This window comes from Collimonas sp. OK242, from assembly GCF_900107095.1.
GTDB lineage: Bacteria > Pseudomonadota > Gammaproteobacteria > Burkholderiales > Burkholderiaceae_D > Collimonas.
On the sequence record NZ_FNOR01000001.1, the window covers coordinates 183,762 to 198,246 of the forward strand.

At 55.5% G+C, this 14,485-nt stretch carries 14 protein-coding genes; 9 read left to right on the forward strand and 5 right to left on the reverse strand.

Annotated elements, in window-relative coordinates; translation table 11 throughout:
• Positions 1–2 precede the first annotated feature (2 nt).
• Positions 3–659 carry a Crp/Fnr family transcriptional regulator gene (locus tag BLV81_RS00840; protein ID WP_176992698.1) on the reverse strand — a complete coding sequence of 219 codons (657 nt, stop codon included), beginning with the start codon at positions 657–659 and terminating at the stop codon, positions 3–5.
• Positions 660–913: 254 nt separating this feature from the next.
• Here BLV81_RS00840 and BLV81_RS00845 point away from each other — a divergent pair, with 254 nt between their 5' ends.
• The 8 genes from BLV81_RS00845 to BLV81_RS00880 all read left to right on the forward strand — a co-directional run bounded on the left by BLV81_RS00845 (position 914) and on the right by BLV81_RS00880 (position 10,193).
• The gene (locus BLV81_RS00845) at positions 914–2,881 is read left to right on the forward strand and encodes an AMP-dependent synthetase/ligase (RefSeq protein WP_092351748.1); all 1,968 of its coding nucleotides are present in this window, start codon (positions 914–916) and stop codon (positions 2,879–2,881) included.
• Positions 2,882–2,886: 5 nt separating this feature from the next.
• The gene (locus BLV81_RS00850; protein WP_092351459.1) at positions 2,887–3,771 is read left to right on the forward strand and encodes an ABC transporter ATP-binding protein; all 885 of its coding nucleotides are present in this window, start codon (positions 2,887–2,889) and stop codon (positions 3,769–3,771) included.
• A gap of 12 nt (positions 3,772–3,783) precedes the next feature.
• Positions 3,784–4,698, forward strand: a complete 915-nt coding sequence (locus BLV81_RS00855) for a branched-chain amino acid ABC transporter permease (protein ID WP_092351461.1) — start codon at positions 3,784–3,786, stop codon at positions 4,696–4,698.
• Between the two features lie 76 nt (positions 4,699–4,774).
• Positions 4,775–5,851, forward strand: a complete 1,077-nt coding sequence (locus BLV81_RS00860) for a branched-chain amino acid ABC transporter permease (protein WP_092351463.1) — start codon at positions 4,775–4,777, stop codon at positions 5,849–5,851.
• Between the two features lie 60 nt (positions 5,852–5,911).
• Complete coding sequence (locus BLV81_RS00865) at positions 5,912–7,234, forward strand: ABC transporter substrate-binding protein (protein ID WP_092351465.1); 1,323 nt, start codon at positions 5,912–5,914, stop codon at positions 7,232–7,234.
• A 69-nt stretch (positions 7,235–7,303) separates the two neighbouring features.
• Positions 7,304–8,107: an ABC transporter ATP-binding protein gene (locus BLV81_RS00870; RefSeq protein ID WP_092351467.1), complete on the forward strand. Its 804-nt coding sequence runs from the start codon at positions 7,304–7,306 to the stop codon at positions 8,105–8,107.
• 61 nt (positions 8,108–8,168) lie between these two features.
• A complete protein-coding gene (locus tag BLV81_RS00875) occupies positions 8,169–9,431 on the forward strand; it encodes a phenylacetate--CoA ligase family protein (RefSeq protein ID WP_092351469.1) in 1,263 nt (420 codons plus the stop codon).
• Positions 9,432–9,443: 12 nt separating this feature from the next.
• Entirely contained in the window at positions 9,444–10,193 is a 750-nt protein-coding gene (locus BLV81_RS00880) for an SDR family oxidoreductase (protein ID WP_092351471.1), read from the forward strand.
• 72 nt (positions 10,194–10,265) lie between these two features.
• Here BLV81_RS00880 and BLV81_RS00885 read toward each other — a convergent pair whose 3' ends face one another.
• The 4 genes from BLV81_RS00885 to BLV81_RS00895 are packed head-to-tail and all read right to left on the reverse strand — an operon-like array spanning position 10,266 to position 13,561.
• The gene (locus BLV81_RS00885; RefSeq protein ID WP_092351473.1) at positions 10,266–11,729 is read right to left on the reverse strand and encodes a radical SAM protein; all 1,464 of its coding nucleotides are present in this window, start codon (positions 11,727–11,729) and stop codon (positions 10,266–10,268) included.
• A complete protein-coding gene (locus BLV81_RS23445; protein ID WP_143036242.1) occupies positions 11,726–12,544 on the reverse strand; it encodes a tetratricopeptide repeat protein in 819 nt (272 codons plus the stop codon). Before BLV81_RS23445 ends, BLV81_RS00885 begins: the two co-directional genes overlap by 4 nt.
• Positions 12,525–13,292 (reverse strand): prolipoprotein diacylglyceryl transferase, encoded by a 768-nt coding sequence (locus tag BLV81_RS00890; RefSeq protein ID WP_092351474.1) that lies wholly within the window; start codon positions 13,290–13,292, stop codon positions 12,525–12,527. Before BLV81_RS00890 ends, BLV81_RS23445 begins: the two co-directional genes overlap by 20 nt.
• The gene (locus BLV81_RS00895; RefSeq protein WP_092351476.1) at positions 13,289–13,561 is read right to left on the reverse strand and encodes a hypothetical protein; all 273 of its coding nucleotides are present in this window, start codon (positions 13,559–13,561) and stop codon (positions 13,289–13,291) included. Before BLV81_RS00895 ends, BLV81_RS00890 begins: the two co-directional genes overlap by 4 nt.
• Before the next feature lie 395 nt (positions 13,562–13,956).
• Here BLV81_RS00895 and BLV81_RS00900 point away from each other — a divergent pair, with 395 nt between their 5' ends.
• Positions 13,957–14,409: an outer membrane lipoprotein gene (locus BLV81_RS00900; RefSeq protein WP_092351478.1), complete on the forward strand. Its 453-nt coding sequence runs from the start codon at positions 13,957–13,959 to the stop codon at positions 14,407–14,409.
• The last annotated feature ends 76 nt before the right edge of the window (positions 14,410–14,485 follow it).

Genomic DNA, 14,485 nt, shown 5'->3' on the forward strand with positions numbered 1-14,485 from the left:
TGTCAGGAGTGAAACTGGCGCAAACCATCCAGGTCAAGGATGGTGATGCTGCCGTAATCGACCTTCAACAATCCAGCCTTTTCCAGTACCTGCAATGCCTGGTTGGCGCGCTGGCGCGAGGCGCCGGAAAGATTGCCGACTTCTTCCTGGGAAATTTGCAGCTCGCGGCCTATGCCCGGATTCAGATAGGGATTGAACAGCGCCGCCAGGCAACGCGCAACGCGTGCGTCCGGTTCCAGCATGCGGTCGTATTCCACCAGCGAAATAAACAGCGCCAGCCGTTCATTGAGCTGCGTGACCAGGAAACGATTGAATTGGATGCTGTTGTCGAGCAGCCACAGATAAGTCGCTTTCGGCATGTACAGCAGTTCGCTGTCGCGCAGCGCCACCACGTCATATCTGCGCGGTTCGCTCTTGAGCAACGAGCCTTCGCCCAGCCAGCCGCCGTTGGCCATGCCGGCAAAGGACACCGTTTTCCCTTCGGGAGAAACGCTGCTCATTTTCAGCAGTCCCTCGTGCACGCCAATCCAATGCGTGACCGGATCGCCTTTATGGCAAACAAAAGCACCGCCGGCAATTTTGCGGCTGAACATCTCCGCTTCAACGCGCGTCAGCTGTTCGCTGGTGAGCGAGCGTGCCCACATGGTCTTGGCCAGCATGTCTTTAATCGAGGTCTCTGTGATCATTATGATGCGCTGCAATATCGAAAATTCGGCAATTGTCTGCGAGATGACAACCGCATCTCTCGACTCACACTACTATCATCGCATAAAGCAGCGAATAACCGGCATGACACAATTACACCAGTACTAGTAAGTGCGACGTAAGCCTGCCGGCCCAGACTGACTTGACACTGACAGGCACGCATGGCGCCGATATCGATGCCATGGCGCCATATAAAAAAGGTGGGGCGATGGTGGAGACAGCACAACGTCCAGGAGCAGAGACATTTCCAGGTTTGCTCCTGAAGCATGCCAAGGAACGTCCGCAGCAGCCGGCGTTCCGGGAAAAAGATCTTGGCATCTGGCAGGCGACGAGCTGGGCCCAGGTTGCCGAGGAAGTGCGGGCTTTTGCCTGCGGTTTGGCGGCGCTTGGCTTCCGGCGCGGCATGAGCCTGGCGATTGTCGGCAATAACTGCCCGCGGCTGTATTGGGCGATGTCAGCCGCCCAGTGCCTGGGCGGCATGCCGGTGCCTTTATACCAGGATGCGCCTGCGGCCGACATGGCTTATGTCATGGACGATGCTGAAATCGATTTCGTGGTGGCCGAAGACCAGGAGCAGGTCGACAAGGTGTTTGAAATCAAACAGACGCTGCCGCCGCACCGGATCAGCCGCATCATCGTCGACGACGAACGTGGCATGCGCAATTATCATCAGCCTGAATTGACATCGTTTGCCACAGTGGCGGAAATGGGCCGGGCCTATGACCAGATGCATCCCGATTTCTTCATGGATCAGGTCAATGCCGGACAGGCCGGCGACATCGCCATCATCCTGTACACCTCCGGCACCACGGGCAAACCGAAAGGCGTTTGCCATACGCATGCGGCGATGATCAGCACGGCCCAGACCCTGGTTGAGTTCGATCATTTGAACCAGCATGACGATGTGCTGTGCTACCTGCCGCTGGCCTGGGTCGGCGATTTTCTGTATTCGTTTGCGCAAGCCCATGTCGCCGGCTTCTGCCTGAATTGCCCGGAATCGCCGAATACCGTGATGATGGATCTGCGCGAGATCGGTCCGACGTATTATTTTGCGCCGCCGCGCGTCTATGAAAATATCCTGACGCAAGTGATGATCAGGATTGAAGACGCCGGCTGGATAAAACGCAAGCTGTTCCATGCCTTCATGGGCATCGCGCGGCGGGTCGGGATTCGCATACTCGATAAAAAGCCGGATGTGCCGCTCACCGATCGCTTGTTGTATGGGGTCGGCGATCTGCTGATCTACGGGCCGTTGAAGAATGTACTCGGCATGTCGCGGATTCGGGTCGCTTACACCGGCGGCGAGGCTATCGGCCCCGACCTGTTCGATTTCTATCGTTCGCTGGGCATCAACCTGAAGCAGTTGTACGGCATGACGGAAACCTGCGTCACTGTCTGCATGCAGCCTTCCGGCGACGTCAAGCTGGATACGGTGGGGCGGCCGATGAAGGGGGTCGAGGTGCATATCGACAGCAAGGGTGAAGTGCTGGTGCGTTCGCCGGGTTTGATGAAAGCATATTTCAAACGGCCGGATGCTACCGCCGAGGCGATCGACGCCGACGGTTATTTTCATACGGGCGACGCCGGATTTTTCGACGGCGACGGTCATTTGAAGATCATCGACCGCGCCAAGGATGTCGGCAAGATGGCTTGCGGCACCTTGTTTGCGCCAAAGTACATAGAAAACAAATTGAAGTTTTTCCCCTTCATCAAAGAAGCAGTGGTGTTCGGCAATCTGCGTCGACATTGCACGGCGTTCATCAACATCGACATGGATGCAGTCGGCAACTGGGCCGAGCGCCGCAACCTGGCTTACAGCAGTTACACCGACCTCGCCGCGCAGCAGGCAGTGTATGGCCTGATCGGCGACTGCGTCGAGAAGGTGAATGCCGACCTGGCGCAAGATCCTTTGCTGGCGGCATCGCAGATTCACCGTTTTTTGATCCTGCACAAAGAGCTGGACGCCGATGACGACGAATTGACGCGGACCCGCAAGGTGCGGCGCGATTTCATCGCCAACAAGTATGCGGTGCTGATTGACGCCCTGTATGGCGGCAGGCAATCGCAGTACATAGAAACCCAGGTCAAGTTCGAAGACGGCCGGCAAGGCATGATCGCTGCCGATTTGCAGATCGTCGACGCCAAGACTTTCGCCACCATTGATAAAGCGGCCTGACCACTATGAGTGCGATCATGAAAAGACATGTCACGGAGGAAGTCTTGCCGGAGGAAACGGCGCTGGCTGGCGCGACGCTGCACGATCCGGAACCGCAAGCGACCGGCAAGGGCCGTGACATCGGCGAAGTGGTGCTGGATCTGCAGAATATTTCGCTGTCGTTCGGCGGCGTCAAGGCGCTCACCGATATTTCGTTCAATGTGAAAGAACATGAGATCCGCGCCATCATCGGCCCTAACGGCGCCGGGAAAAGTTCGATGATCAATGTCATCAACGGCGTCTACCATCCGCAAAAAGGCAGCATCGTGTTTCACGGCGTACCACGCCACAGCATGAATCCGAGTACAGTGGCGCGGCAGGGGATTGCGCGCACTTTCCAGAATATCGCCCTGTTCAAGGGCATGACGGTGCTCGACAACATCATGACTGGCCGTAATACCAAGATGCATTCCAGCCTCCTGGCCAACGCTATCTGGTGGGGACGGGCGCGCAATGAAGAGGTGGAACATCGGCGCAAGGTCGAGGAAGTCATCGATTTCCTGGAAATCCAGCACATCCGCAAAACACCGGTTGGACGCTTGCCTTACGGCTTGCAAAAAAGAGTGGAACTGGCGCGCGCGCTGGCGGCAGAGCCAAGCATGCTGCTGCTGGACGAGCCTATGGCCGGCATGAACGTCGAGGAAAAACAGGATATGTGCCGCTTCATCCTGGATGTCAACGATCAGTTCGGCAGCACCATCGTCCTGATCGAACACGACATGGGCGTGGTGATGGACATCTCGGACCGTGTCGTGGTGCTCGATTACGGCAAGAAAATCGGCGACGGCACACCGGACGAAGTCATGAATAATCCAGAAGTCATCAAAGCCTACCTCGGTAGCTCTCACTAAACGGAGACGGCAATGCAATTTTTCTTTGAGGTGACGCTGAGCGGCTTGCTTTCGGGTCTGATGTACTCGCTGGTGGCGCTCGGTTTCGTGCTGATCTACAAAGCTTCCGGCGTGTTCAATTTTGCCCAGGGCGCCATGGTCTATTTCGCGGCGCTGGCGGTGGTCGGTCTGATGGACAAGGGTTTGCCGATGTGGGCCGCGATCATCGGCGCTTTCCTGGTGATGCTGGCGGTGGCCGTGGCGACCGAACGGCTGGTGCTGCGCAAGCTGGTCAACCAGCCGCCGATTACGCTATTCATGGCAACCATCGGACTGGCTTTTTTCCTGGAGGGATTGGGCCCCATGCTGTTCGGCAGCGAAGTGCGGGCGATCAACCTGGGTATCGTGGATGAGCCGATTGCTTCCATCATGGATGGTTTCGGCATCGGGATTTCCAAGTTCGACCTGTTCGCTTCCGGCATGGTGATCGGGCTGGTACTGCTGCTGGCGCTGTTTTTCCAGAAGACCAGGGTCGGCCGCGCCTTGCGGGCGGTGGCCGACGATCATCAGGCGGCGCTTTCGCTGGGGATTCCCTTGCGCCATATCTGGGTCATCGTCTGGGGCGTGGCCGGCTTTGTAGCGCTGGTTGCCGGTTTGCTGTGGGGTTCGCGCAACGGCGTCCAGTTCGCGTTGACGATGACCGCCTTGAAAGCCTTGCCGGTGCTGATACTGGGCGGCTTTACTTCGATTCCGGGGGCGATCGCGGGCGGCCTGATCATCGGCGTATCCGAAAAGCTGGCCGAGATCTATATCCCGCCGGTCATGCAAGACATGTTTGGCGGCAATTTCGGCGGCATAGAAGGATGGTTTCCCTATGTGTTCGCCTTGCTGTTTCTGCTGGTGCGGCCGGAAGGCTTGTTCGGCGAGCGGCATATCGACCGCGTTTGACGCTTATGTTTAACGCTTATGCATGACGCTTTGACCGCATCTGGAAGAAGCTTGAGAATTCGAACGGAGACATGCCATGTTTTATCGTGAGGCCGGACAGTTTAAAACCTCGTACATCGCGGATAGCCAGATATTTCCGATTCGGCAGGACCGCATCGGCATGCTTGTCTTGCTGGCGGTCGCATTTGTCGGCATCCCCATGATCGGCAGCGAATACTGGTTTTCCGCCATCCTGATCCCGTTCCTGGTGTTTGCGCTGGCGGCGCTGGGCTTGAACATATTGACCGGTTATGCCGGCCAGCTATCGCTGGGTTCTGCCGCGTTCATGGCGGTGGGCGCCTATGCTGCCTATAACTTTCAGCTGCGCATTGAAGGGATTCCGATCCTGCTGTCCTTCATCCTGGCCGGTTGCTGTGCGGCTGCCGTGGGCGTCTTGTTCGGCCTGCCATCGTTGCGCATCAAGGGCTTCTACCTGGCGGTGGCGACACTGGCTGCGCAATTTTTCGTGATCTGGGTGCTGACCAAGTTTTCTTGGTTTTCCAACGACAGTTCTTCCGGCGTGATCAGCGCGCAAAAGATAGACCTGTTCGGCATCGCCATCAACACGCCGGTCAAGAAATACCTGTTCGTACTGGCGATTGTCTGCGTGATGGCGCTGCTGGCGAAAAATCTGGTGCGCTCGTCCACCGGACGGGCCTGGATGGCGGTGCGCGATATGGACGTTGCCGCGGAAGTCATCGGCATTCGTTTGATGCCGACCAAGCTGCTGGCGTTTGCCGTCAGTTCTTTTTTTTGCGGCGTCGCCGGCGCCTTGTATGCCTTCTGCTACCTGGGCTCGGTGGAGCCGGACGGCTTTTCCCTGGATTTGTCCTTCCGCATCCTGTTCATGATTATCGTCGGCGGCGTCGGCAGCATCCTGGGGGCTTTTCTCGGTTCCGCCTTTATCTTGCTGCTGCCGATTTTCCTGGATAACGTATTGCCGCCGTTGGCCACCTCGCTGCACCTGCCATTTACCAATGCCACGGTGTCGCATATCCAGATGATGCTGTTTGGCGCTTTGATCATTTTTTTCCTGATTGTAGAACCGCACGGGCTGGCGCGCCTGTGGCAGATCACCAAAGAGAAACTGCGCTTGTGGCCGTTCCCGCATTGATAGCTACGGAAGATTTTAAGCAGTCCCGAGTACGGATAACTAGCACCAGGAGACCAGATAATGAAAACCATAAAACAAATCATGCTCGCTGTCGCCGCTGCAGCCTGCCTGCTGGCGCCGGCCTTGCCGGCGATGGCGCAAGCGACTGATCAATTCATTGCGATTCCGAGCTATCGGGTCGGCCCTTACGGCACCAACGGCCAATCCTATTACGGCGGCTATATCGACTACCTGAGCTACGTTAACCTGAAAGAAGGCGGTATCAACGGCGTCAAGCTGTCGTGGGAAGAATGCGAAACCGAATACAACAACGCCAAGGGCGTTGAATGCTACGAGCGTCTGAAAGGCAAGAATCCGGTCACCAAAGGCACCGCGATCAATGCCATGGCGACCGGCATCGCCTATGCCTTGATCGATAAGACGGCGGAAGACAAGGTGCCGCTGCTGATGGTGGGTTACGGCCGGACCGACGCAGTCGACGGTTCGGTGTTCCCGTACGCCTTTCCGCTGGTGACTACCTACCAGATGCAGATTTCGGCGATCGTCAAATACCTGGCAAGTAAAAACGGCGGTACGCTGGCGGGCAAGAAGATTGTTTTCCTGTACCACGACTCGGCCTATGGCAAGGAACCGATAGTCGCGCTGGAAGCCGAGGCGACGCTGGGCAAGTTCAAGGTAGTGCAGATCCCGGTTGCCCATCCCGGCAACGAGCAGGGCGCGCAATGGCTGAAAATCCGGCAGGAAAATCCTGACTACGTCATCTTCTGGGGCTGGGGCGTGATGAACCAGACCGCCTTGAAAGCTGCGCAGAAGGTTGGCTACGCGCGCGACAAGATCATCGGCTCATGGTGGGCCGGGTCTGAGGAGGACACCGTCCCGGCCGGCGACGCCGCCAAGGGTTATCTGAGCGCTACCTGGAATGTTTCCGGAAAAGCCGTGCCGCTGATCGCCGATATCGAGAAAGTGATGTACGGCGCCGGCAAGGGAAATATGCAGGACCAGGCGAAGATCGGTTCGATACTTTATAACCGTGGCGTATCGGCGGCGCTGGCTACCGTGGAAGCGATACGGACCGCCCAGACCAAGTACGGCAAAGGCAAGGTAATGAGCGGCGAAGACGTGCGCTGGGGACTGGAGAATCTGAATATCACCAACGCGCGCCTGCAGCAACTGGGCGCTACCGGCCTGCTGCCTGAAATCAAGACCTCCTGCGATAACCACGAAGGCTCGGGCAAGATCAAGGTCCAGCAATGGGATGGCGGCAAGTGGGTGCTGGTATCCGATTGGATAGAGGGCAACAAGAACCTGATCCACCCGCTGTTCAAGGCTTCCGCTGCGAAGTATGCAAAAGAAAAAGGCATCACGCCCGCCTGCATGAAGTAAGCCGCATCAGCGTCGGCACTTGCGCTTAATCGGGGCGCCGACGTTTTTTATCGTATAGCTGAGGGACGCATGGCTACAGCACTCAACATCAACAATATCGAAGTGATCTACGACCACGTCATCCTGGTGCTGAAAGGGGTGTCGCTGGCGGTGCCGCAAGGCAAAATCGTCGCTTTGCTGGGCGCCAACGGCGCCGGCAAAAGCACGACATTGAAAGCGATTTCCAATCTGCTGTCGGCGGAACGCGGCGATGTCACCAAGGGCAGCATCGAATACAACGGCGAGCGGGTCGATCGCCTGACCCCGAACGATCTGGTCAAGCGCGGCGTGATCCAGGTGATGGAAGGGCGCCATTGTTTCGGCCATCTGACGGTGGAAGAGAATCTCCTGACCGGTGCTTATACCCGCAACATCAGTAATACCCAGGTCAAACAGGAACTGGAAAAGATCTACGACTATTTCCCGCGTCTGAAGGAGCGGCGCAAATCGCAATCCGGCTATACCTCCGGCGGGGAACAACAGATGACGGCGATCGGACGGGCGATGATGGCCAAGCCGTCGATGATCTTGCTGGATGAGCCTTCGATGGGCCTGGCGCCGCAAGTGGTTGAGGAAATCTTTGAAATCGTCAAGGACCTGAACCGCAGGGAAAACGTGTCCTTCCTGCTGGCCGAACAAAACACCATGGTGGCGCTGCGTTATGCCGATTTCGGCTACATCCTGGAAAACGGCCGGGTGGTGATGGAAGGCGCAGCCAGCGAGCTGGCCAGCAACGAAGATGTGAAAGAGTTCTATCTCGGCGTGTCGGCTGCGGGGCGCAAGAATTTTCGCGACATGAAATTTTATCGACGCCGCAAGCGCTGGCTGGCCTGAGCTTCTCATTTTTTTCTGATCTTTACCTGTTCCGATTTCCGCCCACGCATACAGGCCTGCCATGTCTGACATTCTCGATTCTCTCGATCCTCTTGAGCAACGCCAGCCGCGACAACGCGAGGCGGACCTGATGGCGAAGCTGCCGCAACTGGTCGCGCGCGCGCAAGGCGCAAGCGGCTGGGCGCGCATTCTGCACGGCGTATCCGCAGCCGATATTCGAGACCGCGACGCGCTGGCGCAATTGCCGATTACGCGCAAATCGGATTTACACGATTTGCAGGCGCTAGAGCCGCCATTCGGCGGTTTGACGACAACCCCGCACCGGCAGCTACGGCGCCTGTACGTCTCGCCCGGGCCGATTTTCGATCCGGAGGGATATAGCCAGGACTGGTGGCGCTTTGCGCGGCCGATGCGCGCGTTGGGGTTGCGCGCCGGCCATCTGATACAAAATTGTTTCGCCTACCATTTCACGCCGGCAGCCTTCATGGTTGAAGGGGCAGCCAGCAAGCTGGGCTGTGCCGTGATCCCGGCCGGCATAGGGCAGACTGAATTGCAGGTGCAGGCGATGTCGGCCTTGCGTCCGGATGCCTATGTCGGCACGCCGTCTTTCCTCAAGATCATCATCGAAAAAGCGCGCGAGATGGGCGCCGATATCGGCAGCCTGCAGCGCGCGCTGCTTAGCGCCGAAGCCTTGCCGCCATCGCTGCGCCAGTGGTTCCACGATAACGGCGTGCCGCACGTGCTGCAATTGTATGCCTCGGCCGACATCGGCAATATCGCTTACGAGTCGGTCAGCGACGGCCGGCTCAATCCGGGTATGATCCTGGATGAGGACCTGATCCTGGAAATCGTACGGCCCGGCACCGGTGATCCGGTGGCAGCCGGCGAGGTCGGCGAGGTGGTGCTGACTTCTTTCAATCCGGATTATCCTCTGATACGTTTCGCCACCGGGGATTTGTCCGCGGTACTGGACGGCGTCTCGCCATGCGGCCGCACCAATACCCGCATCAAGGGCTGGATGGGGCGCGCCGACCAGGTGACCAAGGTGCGCGGCATGTTCGTCCATCCGTCGCAGCTGGCCGAGGTGCTCAAGCGTCATCCGCAGATACTGAAAGCGCGCCTGGTGGTGAGCGGCGCGATGGCGAACGATGTGATGACCTTGCATTGCGAGCTGCCGGCTCCGGCTGCTGCAGCAGATACAGCAGCGCAGATTGCCGACAGCCTGCGCGAAGTGACTAAACTGCGCGGCGAGATTTTGTTTGTCGCGCCGGGCAGCTTGCCGAATGACGGTAAAGTCATCGAGGATGCCCGCAAATACGAGTGAGGGAAGCGCAGCATGGCGAAGCAAGTGATGGTAATTACCGGCGCTAGCCGCGGGATCGGTGCAGCTATCGCCCATTTGGCCGCAGCGCGCGGTTACGCGGTGTGCGTCAACTATGTGCATAACCGTAGCGCCGCCGAGTCGGTGGCGGCGGCGATTCGTGCGGCTGGCGGTGAAGCGTTGGCGGTGGCCGGCGATGTTGCTGTCGAGGCTGAGGTGCTGAATCTGTTTCAAACGGTGGACGCACAACTCGGCACGCTGACCGCCCTGGTCAACAACGCCGGCATCCTGGAACGGCAGATGCGTGTCGATCAGATGGATGTGGCCCGTTTGCAGCGAGTGTTCGCCACCAATATCGTCGGCAGTTTCTTGTGCGCCCGTGAAGCGGTACGGCGCATGTCTACCGATTTTGGCGGCCACGGCGGCGCCATCGTCAATCTGTCGTCGATGGCGGCAAAGCTCGGCGGTCCGGGAGAGTACGTCGATTACGCCGCATCCAAGGGAGCCATCGACGCCATGACGGTCGGCCTGGCGAAGGAAGTCGCCGCTCAGGGTATCCGCGTCAATGCGGTCAGGCCCGGCGTCATCTATACCGATATTCATGCCAGCGGCGGCGAACCCGGCCGGGTGGATCGAGTCAAAGATTCGGTGCCGATGCGGCGCGGCGGCAGCGCCGAGGAAGTGGCGCGCGCGGTCATGTGGCTGGTGTCGGACGAGGCATCCTATTGCACCGGCACATTTATCGATGTCGCCGGCGGCCGTTAATCAGACGGTGGAAGCGATGTTTTGAGGTGAAGGCATCCCGACCCAGTTGCGTTGCCGGAGCTATTTTAATAGCTACAACAGTTTGATTGGAATGCGGTTGGGATCACGTCTGCTGGCGGTTTGTTGCGCGATGCTTTTGCGGATGGCCGTTAGTCGTTTGTCGTCGCGATAGAGCAGGTTGTAACTTTCAAATGGAATCATTTTTCCATCAGCTTGGGCAAAATGTATGCAGGATTTTTTCAAGGCGCGAACATCCAAAGAATATGCATCCATAAATTGCACAATCAAAACCCGAAACACATTGTCGTAACGCAGTGTCTGTGGCGCAGAAATTAAAGGCAGGCAACACATTAATTCAGAAAGACAGTTGGCTTGTGATTCCGGGGAATGGTTAGTCGAAAACAGCTTAAATATCTGGTCTTTCATATTCTTCTTGAGCGCTTCGTCGCGCTCAAAAACTATCGTGTTGCCACTGCCTTCCACTAAAGATTGTGGATCAAGATATCGTGTAAGCGGGACAGTTTTTTCGTCGGTTTTGAGAGCGTAAGCCATTGCCAGCGTATCAGGATTGCAAGGCACCGGGACGATATCTTGCAATGTGAAAACACTGGTTTGTTCTGCGATCTTGCGACGTATTTCCGAAACGGTCAGGCGATGCAGGCGAGGATCGTAATTTTCAACACGGCCAGCATCTTGAATTGGCTGCAAGGTGACGCCGCGGACACACTGTTGCGTCAAGGCGAAGTCGATAATGGCGCCAATCTCATCATCATTTAAGCCTTTTTTCAATGTCACAACCAAAGTGGTGGATAAGCCAGCCGCATTCAGATTTTTCAATGCTTGTAGTCGGATGCGGCTTAAATCAGCACCGCGTAATACCTTATGTACTTCTGCGCGCATGGAGTCGAATTGCAAATACACTTCTATTCCTGGCGCATAGCTTGCCAGGCGTTGCACAAACTCAGGATCTTGCGCCAACACGACACCGTTGGTGTTGACCATCACATGTTTGATCGGGCGCGCTTTGGCAGCATCGAGAATTTCCCAGAATTGCGGATGTAAAGTGGGCTCGCCGCCCGACAATTGCATGACATCGGCCTCGCCTTCATTGGCCACAACAGCATCAAGCATCTTGATGACGTCAGCCAAGGGTTTATGCTGTTCCCGATGAGTGCCGCTTTCCGCATAACAGACGGGACAATTTAAATTGCAGTTGTCGGTAATCTCAACGATGGATAAGCAAGAGTGCTGCATATGATCTGGACATAGGCCGCAATCATAGGGACAGCCGTATTCCATTTTAGTGTTAAACGTTTGCGGCATTTCCGGATGTTTGACGAACACCTCGCGACACAAACGGTAATACTCGACATCATCGCTGACCAGCACACGTTCGCTGCCGTGCGCAGTACACCACTTATCCATGTAGACATGATCATCTTTAAAGATGATCTTGGCTTCAACCGGATGCAGACAGGTTGAACAGACCGAAGTGGTCGTGTCGTAAAAAAGGTAAGGGCGGATTTTACGCGTCATCGTTGGCTCGGGTTAGGCGGTGCGGGATATTGTTGTTTTGATTCGAGGACGGCTTGGCGTAGCAATGCCATTCTTTCTTGTGCCACTTCTATGTCTGCTGGAGACATAGATGCTTGCAGTTTGGTGAGAGTGTCGCTGGCCGGTAGCATCAAGAGAAAAGCTAACGTTTTAATTTTTGCTGCTGTATCAGTTTCTTTTGAGACTAAAAATTTGTATCTAATCGTGGTATGGAATGGATATCTGCAGTCCAGTATACTGCGCGCAAGCCAAAGGTCGGCTTGTCGTATGTCTTGCCTGATAATCCCGCTATCGCGATATATTTCACTGACGTCAAACGCAGAAAAGCGATTGAAAAACACAGGTGAAGGGCTGCAAGAACGTGTGGACGATCGTTTTAATAATTCAATTCCGCGCGGGGAATCTGGAGGTAATTGTCCTGCGCTGAGATCTCTGCCATAGTGCTGTCGATTGGAGCCATTGAGTAAAAGCCAGCCTAAGCCATATTCCGCGGGACCATATTGTTTGGCCGCCGCTTGTTCAAGTAAAGAGATGCCTCTTGGGATATCTCTTTCCAGGCTTGGCGAGCCATTTATATATTCCATTCCAAGTTGTGTCATGGCCTCCAGATCACCGCGACTGGCTGCTACTTTATATCCTTCAATTTTTGTTCGCTGCATTTCTGCATTCACACGTTGTGCATTTTTTTGTTGCACGCTGTTGACGATGGAGGCAGTGATACAACCAGTGCCTCCAATCAAACTCAAACTCACTATCAGCAATGCTGCACGTGATCGATCACGGGAAAAGAGGCGCATTTTTTTTTAAATTTAAAAATTGTTTGATTACAAACGGGAGATAGCACAGTAAGGCCAATAGACACATAATCTGTATGCCACTAAGACCACCGGCAAATTCATAGGGAACCGGTTTGATGCCATCGACGAGTAAGCGCCACAGTAAATAACCCGATAGATAAAATTTGAAAAGTAGGCCCGGACTTTCGCGCCAGCGTTTTTGAAAAAACAAAATGGCGCCACCCCAAATTAATACAAAGAGAATGTCGTACAGTTGAGTAGGGTGACGGGAGATGCCGTCACCAAAGTCGACGCCCCAGGGCATGTGGGTGGGTACGCCATAAGTGCCGTCGTGCAGTCCTGCCAGAAAACAGCCGATGCGCCCGATGGCAGTGCCTAGCATCAATGGCAAGACAAAGTTGTCGCCCGTTGAGCGTTGAGAACCGATCAGTTTCTTTGCAATCTCTACGCCACACAGTCCGCCCAACAAACCACCGACGATAGATTGTCCGGACATCCAGAGATTGATGTCTAAAGAAGATGACGCCCATAACTGAGGAAACTCCATCCAGAACACTAACTTGTTTCCGATCGCTGCACCGAGTATGCAGCCGATGATGACGGCGTATTGTCCCGGTTCCAAGATGCCAGAGAGACCTTGATGGGCACGTTGCCAGCGATATAGCTGGACGCCAGATGCGATGGCTGCCCATTCAAAAAACAGATGGATGAGATGTGCAGTCGTGCTGGAAAAGGCTACTACTTTCATTGTTCGGATTTGTCTTGATCTGGCTGTGTTGTAAAATCTGATTTCTTTGCAATCCGAAACACGCTGCCATATTTGGCAATGCGATATATAACGAAGCACAGCGCGATGCTAATACCTACTCCTGCGCACCCAAGGAGAAAAATAGACAGGCCACCTCCACTGGTTTTGTAGCTGCTGCCAGAAGCAATCCCTAGCAAACCACATAAGCCAAAGCCGACCATCAGTACTAAAAAAAACATAATACTAAGTGCTTTGAACAGCGTTTTCATGGGAGCCTTGCTGGAATTGAATTTGGCAGCGAAGATTGATTATATAGTTTTTAGTTGTCATAAAGCAATTTCATGCGCAGGTTCGTCGGCAAATCTTGAAGGCATCCGGATGCACATGGTACGGTCGTTTTTTTAAGCGTTCCATCGGGATGATTTTGCTAGATGAACCCGAATTAATGCGCTGCCTGTCTACCAGGCCGGGCATTTTGGGCAAAGTCCCGGCTGCTTATGAAATAGTTGATAAAATGCGTAGTGTTGGCGAAAAGCCAATCCGGTGTCGCAAACCTCGCCGCTGCGATATGCCTGGCTCGGCAACCCCTCTGTCGGTGCGCTTCGCGGCTTATCTATCTGCGGCAATTTTCGTGTAAGAGTAATTTATGATGGAGTTATCAAGAATGAAGAATCTGATCGTGGTGGCCGCGTTGCTGGCCCTGGGCGGTTGCGCCGTTACGCCTAATTCGGCGAATGTCTATAGCAGCAGCCAAGCCCAAGGCGAGCAAACGGTACGTATGGCTGTGGTTGATTCGGTGCGTCCTGTGACCATCGACAAGAACCGCGGCGGCGGCGCCGGTACATTGGCTGGCGGTGCGCTCGGTGCGGTTACCGCCGGTTCGCTCATCGGCAGAGGTAACGGCTCAGTCGCAGCTGGCGTGGTGGGCGCGGTACTCGGCGGGATTGCCGGCAATCAGGTGGAAAACAACCTGAACCAGCGCCCAGGGCTGGAAATTACCGTGCGCCTGAGCAACGGTGAATTGCGCGCGATTACCCAGGATGCCGACGAGCGCTTCAATGTCGGCGACCGCGTTCGTTTGTTGTCGTCGGGCGGCGTTACTCGGGTAACGCACTAATCGTCGGATTCAGCGCATTGATAAATTTTATAAATGCAAAAGGCTGGAAGACAATCTTGTCTTCCAGCCTTTTTTG

Excerpts from the sequence above, each read along its gene's own strand:
- BLV81_RS00895 (WP_092351476.1), bottom strand. The coding sequence starts at position 13,561 with ATGAAAACGCTGTTCAAAGCACTTAGTATTATGTTTTTTTTAGTACTG.
- BLV81_RS00865 (WP_092351465.1), top strand. The coding sequence starts at position 5,912 with ATGAAAACCATAAAACAAATCATGCTCGCTGTCGCCGCTGCAGCCTGC.
- BLV81_RS23445 (WP_143036242.1), bottom strand. The coding sequence starts at position 12,544 with ATGCGCCTCTTTTCCCGTGATCGATCACGTGCAGCATTGCTGATAGTG.
- BLV81_RS00885 (WP_092351473.1), bottom strand. The coding sequence starts at position 11,729 with ATGACGCGTAAAATCCGCCCTTACCTTTTTTACGACACGACCACTTCG.
- BLV81_RS00880 (WP_092351471.1), top strand. The coding sequence starts at position 9,444 with ATGGCGAAGCAAGTGATGGTAATTACCGGCGCTAGCCGCGGGATCGGT.
- BLV81_RS00840 (WP_176992698.1), bottom strand. The coding sequence starts at position 659 with ATGCTGGCCAAGACCATGTGGGCACGCTCGCTCACCAGCGAACAGCTG.
- BLV81_RS00860 (WP_092351463.1), top strand. The coding sequence starts at position 4,775 with ATGTTTTATCGTGAGGCCGGACAGTTTAAAACCTCGTACATCGCGGAT.
- BLV81_RS00870 (WP_092351467.1), top strand. The coding sequence starts at position 7,304 with ATGGCTACAGCACTCAACATCAACAATATCGAAGTGATCTACGACCAC.
- BLV81_RS00890 (WP_092351474.1), bottom strand. The coding sequence starts at position 13,292 with ATGAAAGTAGTAGCCTTTTCCAGCACGACTGCACATCTCATCCATCTG.
- BLV81_RS00855 (WP_092351461.1), top strand. The coding sequence starts at position 3,784 with ATGCAATTTTTCTTTGAGGTGACGCTGAGCGGCTTGCTTTCGGGTCTG.
- BLV81_RS00845 (WP_092351748.1), top strand. The coding sequence starts at position 914 with ATGGTGGAGACAGCACAACGTCCAGGAGCAGAGACATTTCCAGGTTTG.
- BLV81_RS00850 (WP_092351459.1), top strand. The coding sequence starts at position 2,887 with ATGAGTGCGATCATGAAAAGACATGTCACGGAGGAAGTCTTGCCGGAG.
- BLV81_RS00900 (WP_092351478.1), top strand. The coding sequence starts at position 13,957 with ATGAAGAATCTGATCGTGGTGGCCGCGTTGCTGGCCCTGGGCGGTTGC.
- BLV81_RS00875 (WP_092351469.1), top strand. The coding sequence starts at position 8,169 with ATGTCTGACATTCTCGATTCTCTCGATCCTCTTGAGCAACGCCAGCCG.